The organism is Nocardioides sp. (genome assembly GCF_031422975.1).
GTDB lineage: Bacteria > Actinomycetota > Actinomycetes > Propionibacteriales > Nocardioidaceae > Nocardioides.
In genome coordinates this window covers 1-7,601 of sequence record NZ_JANPEO010000453.1, presented here as the reverse complement: position 1 = coordinate 7,601, position 7,601 = coordinate 1, and the positions used below count along the sequence as shown (strand labels likewise).

General features: G+C 71.4%; 7 protein-coding genes. 6 read left to right on the top strand and 1 reads right to left on the bottom strand.

The genetic code is table 11. The features are described 5' to 3' along the window. The 5 genes from RMO85_RS13600 to RMO85_RS13580 all read left to right on the top strand — a co-directional run. Positions 1 to 1,085, top strand: a 1,085-nt coding sequence (locus RMO85_RS13600) for a serine/threonine-protein phosphatase (protein WP_310529263.1), incomplete at its 5' end; no start/stop codon positions are given. Continuing rightward, a complete protein-coding gene (locus tag RMO85_RS13595) occupies positions 1,078 to 2,355 on the top strand; it encodes a VWA domain-containing protein (protein ID WP_310529262.1) in 1,278 nt (425 codons plus the stop codon). The genes RMO85_RS13600 and RMO85_RS13595, both read left to right, overlap by 8 nt. 9 nt (positions 2,356 to 2,364) lie before the next feature. After that, entirely contained in the window at positions 2,365 to 3,039 is a 675-nt protein-coding gene (locus RMO85_RS13590) for an FHA domain-containing protein (RefSeq protein ID WP_310529261.1), read from the top strand. A gap of 35 nt (positions 3,040 to 3,074) precedes the next feature. After that, the gene (locus tag RMO85_RS13585; RefSeq protein ID WP_310529260.1) at positions 3,075 to 3,653 is read left to right on the top strand and encodes a LysR family transcriptional regulator substrate-binding protein; all 579 of its coding nucleotides are present in this window, start codon (positions 3,075 to 3,077) and stop codon (positions 3,651 to 3,653) included. Between the two features lie 149 nt (positions 3,654 to 3,802). Continuing rightward, complete coding sequence (locus tag RMO85_RS13580; protein WP_310529259.1) at positions 3,803 to 5,602, top strand: BCCT family transporter; 1,800 nt, start codon at positions 3,803 to 3,805, stop codon at positions 5,600 to 5,602. Positions 5,603 to 5,620: 18 nt separating this feature from the next. Here RMO85_RS13580 and RMO85_RS13575 read toward each other — a convergent pair whose 3' ends face one another. Beyond that, complete coding sequence (locus tag RMO85_RS13575) at positions 5,621 to 7,057, bottom strand: GuaB1 family IMP dehydrogenase-related protein (RefSeq protein WP_310529258.1); 1,437 nt, start codon at positions 7,055 to 7,057, stop codon at positions 5,621 to 5,623. 75 nt (positions 7,058 to 7,132) lie between these two features. Between RMO85_RS13575 and RMO85_RS13570 the strand changes: the two genes are divergently transcribed. Further along, positions 7,133 to 7,601 (top strand): CocE/NonD family hydrolase (locus RMO85_RS13570; protein WP_310529257.1); only part of this gene is annotated, 469 nt, incomplete at its 3' end.

Below are 7,601 nucleotides of genomic sequence, written 5' to 3'. Positions count from 1 at the left end.
CGACGGGGGCACCCGCTCCGGCGCCGCCGGTGACGGTGACGGAACCGGCGGCCAGCGAGCCCAGCCCGATCGACGACCTGGGCAGCGGACCGATCTCGCGGGCGACCACCCAGACCTCGCCCCCCGAGACCGGGTCCACGGCGATCCCCGCCTGCGCGAGCTGCGGCGCCAGCGTGGGACCCGACGGCTACTGCGAACAGTGCGGCGTGAAGGCCCTCAGTCCCCGCGACCACTTCCGAGAGCAGGCCGCCCCCTGGGTGGCCGGGGTGTGCGACAAGGGCATCCGGCACCACCGCAACGAGGACGCGATGGCCATCCTCGCCACCGCCGACGGCACCGCCGCCGACCGGCGTGCGGTGCTCATCGTCCTCGACGGTGTCTCCAACACCGACGACTCGCAGATCGGTTCGCTGGCCGGCGCGAAGGCGGCGCTGGCCGCGCTCCGGGTGCCGCTGCCCCAGGGCATGGGCACCCCGGACGGCAAGCTGGCCGCTGTCACCCGGGCCATGGGCGAGGCCGTGACCGCGGCCAACGAGTTGGTCGTCGCGGCCGCGCCGGATGACGCGACCAGTCCGGCATCGGCGACGTACTGCGCCGCCGTGCTCGAGGGCGAGACCCTCACCTACGCCAACGTCGGCGACTCCCGGATCTACTGGCTCCCGGACGCCGAACCCGGCGTACAGCTCAGCGTCGACGACTCCGCGGCACAGGACCAGATGGAGGCGGGCGTCCCTCGCGCCGAAGCCGAGTCCTCGCCGCAGGCGCACGCGATCACCAAGTGGCTCGGACGCGACAGCCACGACCACGCACCGCGAGTCGGACAGCTGACCCTCGCGACCCCGGGGTGGCTGCTCGTGTGCTCCGACGGACTGTGGAACTACGCCTCCGAGCCCGACGCCCTCTCAGCCCAGCTCCGCTCCCACGCCAGCACCGATCCGGCCGCGCTCGCGCTGTCCCTGACCGACTTCGCCAACGGCTGCGGTGGCCAGGACAACATCACCGTGGTGCTGGCACGCGTACAACCGATCACCACGGGGCACAATGCCGCCCAGACACCGACCACCAAGGAGCAGCCACATGGCTGAGTTCGCCGCCACCGTCTACCAGAACGAGTTCCTGCCCGACGGTGGGACCGACGTCAACGCCATCGTCACCGTGACCTGCGCCGGGGCCGGCACCGCCGGTCAGTCCGGTTCGGGCGCGGCCGGCGAGGTCATCATCGTCGACACGTCCGGCTCGATGGGCCACGAGACGATGGAGGGCGCGAAGGACGCGGCCCAGGCCGCCCTGGCCGAGATCATCGACGGCACCATGTTCGCGGTCATCGCGGGCACCGAGCGCGCGACCCTCGTCTTCCCGCCCGTGCAGGCCGGACCGGCCCTGGTCGTGATGGATGCCTCGAGCCGGCAGCAGGCCTCGGCCGCGATCGCCGGCTTCCGGGCAACGGGGGGTACGGCGATCGGCTCGTGGCTCGACCTGGCCGGCACCGTCTTCGCGTCGGTCCCCGAGGTCACCCAGCGACACGCGATCCTCCTCACCGACGGCGAGAACGGCGAGCAGCCGGCCGTGCTCGACGCGGCCATCAAGCGGGCCACGGGCTACTTCCAGTGCGACTGCCGCGGCGCCGGCACCGACTGGAAGGTCCAGGAGCTGCGCCGGATCGCCACTGCGCTGCTCGGCACCGTCGACATCCTCCCGTCGCCCGCCGAGATGCCGGAGGACTTCCGCGCGATGATGCAGACCGCGATGGGTCGCGGCGTCGCCGACGCCCAGCTGCGGGTGTGGGCCCCCCAGGGCGCCCAGGTGCTGTTCGTCCGCCAGGTCGCACCCACCGTCGAGGACCTCACCGACCGCCGCGTCCCGGTCAACGCGCTCACGGGCGGCTATCCCACCGGGGCGTGGGGCGACGAGTCGCGCGACTACCACGTCGCCGTACGCCTCCCGGCCAAGGCCGTGGGCCAGGAGCAGCTCGCGGCGCGGGTGCAGGTCGCCATCGGCGACGACGTCGCCGCCCAGGGCCTGGTGAAGGCGACCTGGTCCAACGACTCCGAGCTGACCGCCAAGATCGACAAGCAGGTCGCCCACTACACCGGGCAGACCGAGCTCGCCTCGATGATCCAGGAGGGGCTGGCCGCCAAGGCGGCCGGCGACGACGCGACCGCCACGACCAAGCTGGGCCGGGCCGTGCAGCTCGCGGCCGAGACCGGGAACGAGGAGGCCACCACCCGGCTCAGGAAGGTCGTCGACGTGGACGACGAGAAGGAAGGCACCGTCCGCCTGAAGAAGACGGTCGACAAGGCGGACGAGATGGCGCTCGACACGGCCTCGACCAAGACCACGCGGATCAAGAAGTAGGAGACGGAGATGACGTGTCCTGCCGGCCACGAGTCAACGGCCACCGACTACTGCGACGTCTGCGGCGTGGCCATGCCCGCCGCGGGCACACCCGCTCCTGCGCAGGCCGCCGCCACGAAGCCGGGCTCGGGCAACGACTGCCCCCACTGCGCGGCCGCCAACTCCGTCGATGCGCTGTTCTGCGAGGCGTGCGGCTACGACTTCACCACCGGCTCGATGCCGCGGCGCGCCGAGCCCACCGCAGCGGCTCCCGACGCGGGCAACATCTCGCCACCCCTCGCCGCCGCCTGGGTGGCCGAGATCTGGATCGACCCGGACTGGTACGCCGACCAGGAGAGCACCGACCCGCTGCCCTCCCCCGGCCTGCCGCAGGTCGTGGCGCTGCACAACACCTCGATCCTGATCGGGCGCGCCTCCAGGAGCCGCAACATCTCCCCCGACATCGACCTGAGCTCGGACACCGGCATCAGCCGTCGGCACGCGCAGCTGACCACCGATGGCAGTCGGTGGTGGGTCGAGGACCTCGGCTCGTCCAACGGCACCTACGTCGGCGGTGCCGTCGACGCGCTGCCCAAGACCCCGGTGGCCGCGGGCCAGAAGCAGGAGGTCCGCACCGGCGACCGGATCTACCTCGGCGCGTGGACCCGGCTCGTCGTCCGCAAGGCTGCGCCGGGCGAGGTCTGAGGCCCGCGGCGGCCTGCGCGTGGGATGCTCACGCCATGGCTGATCGGTTCCGCGTCGGTTTCGTGACGGGCGCGACCCCCGACAAGTGGGCGCGCGCCTGGCGTCAGCGCCGCCGCGAGACGCTGGAGCTGGTGCCGGTCCTCGAGGCCGAGCAGGAGCACGGCGTCCGTGACGGCGACCTCGACATGGCGCTCGTGCGGCTGCCCGTCAACCGCGACGGCCTCCACTGCATCCCGTTGTACGGCGAAGTACCGGTCGTCATCGCGGGGGCAGAGCACTTCGTGGCCGCCGCGGACGAGGTCTCCCTCGCGGACCTGGCCGACGAGCAGCTCGTGCGGCCGCACGCGAGCGGCTGGCGACCGGACGCCTTCCAGCTCGACTGGCCACCGATGTCGGAGAAGGACGCCATCGACACGGTGGCCGCCGGCACCGGCGTGGTCATCGTGCCGATGTCCGTCGCCCGGCTGCACCAGCGCAGGGACATCGTCCAGCGCCCCGTCACCGACCTCGACCCGACCCGGATCGGGCTGATCTGGCTGCTCGATCGCGACGGCGAGGACACCCAGGCCTTCGTCGGCGTTGTGCGCGGACGCTCGGCCAACAGCTCCCGCTGACGCGTGCGGCCCGCGCTGGCCGATCCGTCGCACCGGTGTGCCGCGGGTCACGCCTACCTGCCGCGAGTTGACGCTCGGCGGCCCCGTCCCCCTACAGTCGAACACTTGTCCACAGTCCAACTCACCCCTCCGGGAGGTGTCACGAACTCGTGACCCAGGCTCCGCCGCACGATCACAAGCTCCACGACCACACCCTCACGGGCGCCATCAAGTCCCCGACCGACTCCGTCATCCCGCACCCTGCGCTCGACGTCGAGCCGGAGGCCGAGGCGCACCGGCCGCAGGTCATCGACAGGATCGTCTTCGGTGTCACCGCCGCCATTGCCATCGCGTTCCTCGCCTGGGGCTTCCTGGACACGGCATCCCTGTCGAGCGCCTCGGGCAGCGCGCTGACCGGCACGATGGAATACCTCGGCTGGCTGTTCGTCCTGACCGCGTCCGGCTTCGTGGTCTTCGCACTGTGGCTCGCACTGGGCAAGTACGGCAACATCCCCCTCGGTCGAGACGGCGACGAGCCCGAGTTCTCCACGACCTCGTGGGTGGCGATGATGTTCTCCGCGGGCATGGGCATCGGGCTGATGTTCTACGGCGTCAACGAGCCGCTCACGTTCTTCGCCGACACGGCCGGCTACGCCCCGCCCGGCACCGAGGGGCTCTCCGACCCGCAGCGCGCCGAGGCGGCGATGGCGCACACGCTCTTCCACTGGACCCTGCACCCGTGGGCGATCTATGCCGTGGTCGGGCTCGCGATTGCGTACGGCGTCTACCGCAAGGGTCGCCTGCAGCTGATCAGCGCCGCCTTCGAGCCCCTGCTGGGCAAGCATGCCCACGGCCCCGCGGGCAAGGTCATCGACATCCTGGCGATCTTCGCGACCCTGTTCGGGTCCGCTGCCTCGCTCGGCCTGGGCGCGATCCAGATCGGGTCCGGCCTCGAGATCGTCGGCGGCATCGGTGAGGTCGGCAACGGCGTTCTGGTGGCGATCATCGCGATCCTGACGGTCTGCTTCGTGCTGTCGGCCGTGTCCGGTGTGGCCAAGGGCATCCAGTGGCTGTCCAACATCAACATGGTGCTCGCACTGCTGCTCGCGGCCTTCGTGTTCGTCGTCGGTCCGACGATGTTCATCCTCAACATGGTGCCGAGCTCCATTGCGGCGTACGTGCGTGAGCTGCCCACGATGGCGGGGCGCACCAACGCCGAGGGCGAGCAGGCGGCCGCGTGGCTCAGCAGCTACACCGTCTTCTACTGGGCCTGGTGGATCAGCTGGACCCCGTTCGTCGGCATGTTCATCGCGCGCATCTCGCGCGGTCGCACCATCCGCCAGTTCGTGACCGGCGTGCTGCTGGTGCCGAGCCTGGTCAGCCTCGTCTGGTTCGCCATCTTCGGCGGCTCGGCGATCAAGCTGCAGATGGACGGCGTGGACATCTACGGTTCCGGCGGGGTGGAGGGGCAGCTCTTCACCATGCTCGACCAGTTCCCGCTGGCCACCGTCGCCAGCGTGCTCGTGATGCTGCTGGTCGCGATCTTCTTCGTCTCCGGTGCCGACGCCGCCTCCATCGTGATGGGGTCGCTGTCCTCCAACGGCGCGATCGAGCCGAAGAAGTTCCCGGTGATCTTCTGGGGAGTCGCGACCGGCGGCGTGGCCGCGGTCATGCTGCTCGTCGGCGGAGACACTGCGCTCGACGGGCTCAAGACGATCACCATCGTCGCGGCCGTCCCGTTCGTGCTGGTCATGGTCGGGCTCTGCGTGGCGCTCGTGAAGGACCTGAGCACCGACTCGATGATCGTCCGGACGCGCTATGCGCGCGAGGCCGTCCACGACGCCGTGATCGCCGGGGTGACCGAGCACGGTGACGACTTCCGGCTCACCGTCGAGCAGGAGCCGGAGTCCCTCGAGTCCAAGAAGACCGCGGAGTCGTCGGCTGCCGAGACGGACGAGGCGAAGGCCTGATCCACGCTGGGCACGTCCTCACCAGGACGTGCTCAGCGGCCGTCCCTCGTGGAAGCCGGCCGCCGACTGCACGCCGACGACCGCCCGCTCGTGGAACTCGGCCAGGGTCGAGGCGCCTGCGTAGGTGCACGAGGACCGCAGGCCGGAGCAGATCTGGTCGATCAGGTCCTCCACGCCGGGCCGCGCCGGGTCGAGGTACATCCGCGACGACGAGATGCCCTCCTCGTAGAGACCCTTGCGGGCCCGGTCGAAGGCCGACTCCGTCGACGTGCGGTGGGCGACGGCGCGTGCCGACGCCATCCCGAAGCTCACCTTGAAGGCCCGGCCGTCCGCGTCGTGCATGAGGTCGCCCGGCGACTCGTGGGTGCCGGCGAACCACGAGCCGATCATCACCGCGCTCGCCCCGGCCGCCAGGGCCAGCGCGACGTCGCGCGGGTGCCGGACTCCCCCGTCGGCCCACACGTGCTTGCCCCGGGCCCGGGCGGCAGTCGCACACTCCAGGACCGCGGAGAACTGCGGTCGCCCGACGCCGGTCATCATCCGCGTCGTGCACATCGCGCCCGGACCGACTCCGACCTTCACGATGTCGGCACCAGCGTCGATCAGGGCGTCCGTGCCGGCCGCGTCCACGACGTTGCCGGCCACGATCGGCACGCGCGGACCGAGGGCCCGGATCGCCGTGAGCGCCTCGATCATCCGCTCCTGGTGACCGTGGGCGGTGTCGACGACCAGCGTGTCGACACCCGCCTCGAGCAGGCGCCCAGCCTTCTCCACGACGTCGCCGGTGACCCCCACCGCGGCCGCGATACGCAGCTCTCCGCGGGCGTCGAGCGCCGGCGCGTAGAGCGTGGCGCGCAGGGCGCCGAGGCGAGTGAGTACGCCGACGAGCTCCCCGGCGGGCGAGACGGCCACCGCCAGGGCGGCCTTGGCCGTCTCCAGCTCCTCGAAGACGGCCCGCGGGTCGGCGTCGTGCGCCACCAGCACCAGGTTCCGGTTCATCACCTGGCCGACCTGGGCGAAGCGATCCACCTCGGCACAGTCGCCCTCGGTGACCACGCCGACAGGCCTGCCCTGCTCGACCACCACGGCGGCCCCGTGGGCGCGCTTGGGCATCAGGGCGAGCGCCTCGGCGACGGTCTGCCTGGGATGCAGCTCGATCGCCGTGTCGAACACGTGGTGGCGCTTCTTGACCCAGCGCACCACCTCGGCGACGACGGGGATGGGGATGTCCTGCGGGATCACGGTGAGGCCGCCCCGGCGGGCGATCGTCTCGGCCATCCGCTTGCCGGCGATCGCGGTCATGTTGGCGACCACGAGCGGCAGCGTGGCGCCCGTCCCGTCGTCGGTGCCGAGGTCGACGTCGTAGCGGCTGGCGATCGCGGAGTGCCTCGGCACCATGAAGACGTCGTCGTAGGTCAGGTCATGCGGCGGGGCCGCGTCGTGGAGGAAGCGCACCCCGAAAACCTACGCTGTCCGGCCGCTCAGACCCTGCACACGTGACCTTCCTGGCGCGCGGATCGTTCACACGTCGTGCCCCGACTGACGCAAGCCCTTGCCATCGCCCTGCTCGCCAGCGCTGCCGTGGTCCCCATGGCGACCAGCACCGGTGCGGCCGTCGCGCCGGCGTACACGGTGCAGACGCTGCACTTCAAGGTGAGCGCAGGTCCCGCGCAACCCGACTGCGACATCGTCGGCGATCTCTACCTCCCCCGCGGGGCCTCGGCCAGCAGGCCCGTGCCCGCGATCATGGCCACCAACGGCTTCGGTGGCAGCAAGGACGACCAGGCGGAGATGGGCGTCCTGTTCGCGAGCCGCGGCTACGCGGTGCTCTCCTACTCCGGCCTCGGCTTCGGAGGCAGCGACTGCAAGATCACCCTCGACGACCCGGACATCGACGGTGTCGCCGGGAGCCAGCTGGTCTCCTTCCTGGGCGGCGCCCCCGGCATCGCGTTCACCGACGACGCCCACACGCAGCCCGTCGCGCCGCTGCGGGTCATCG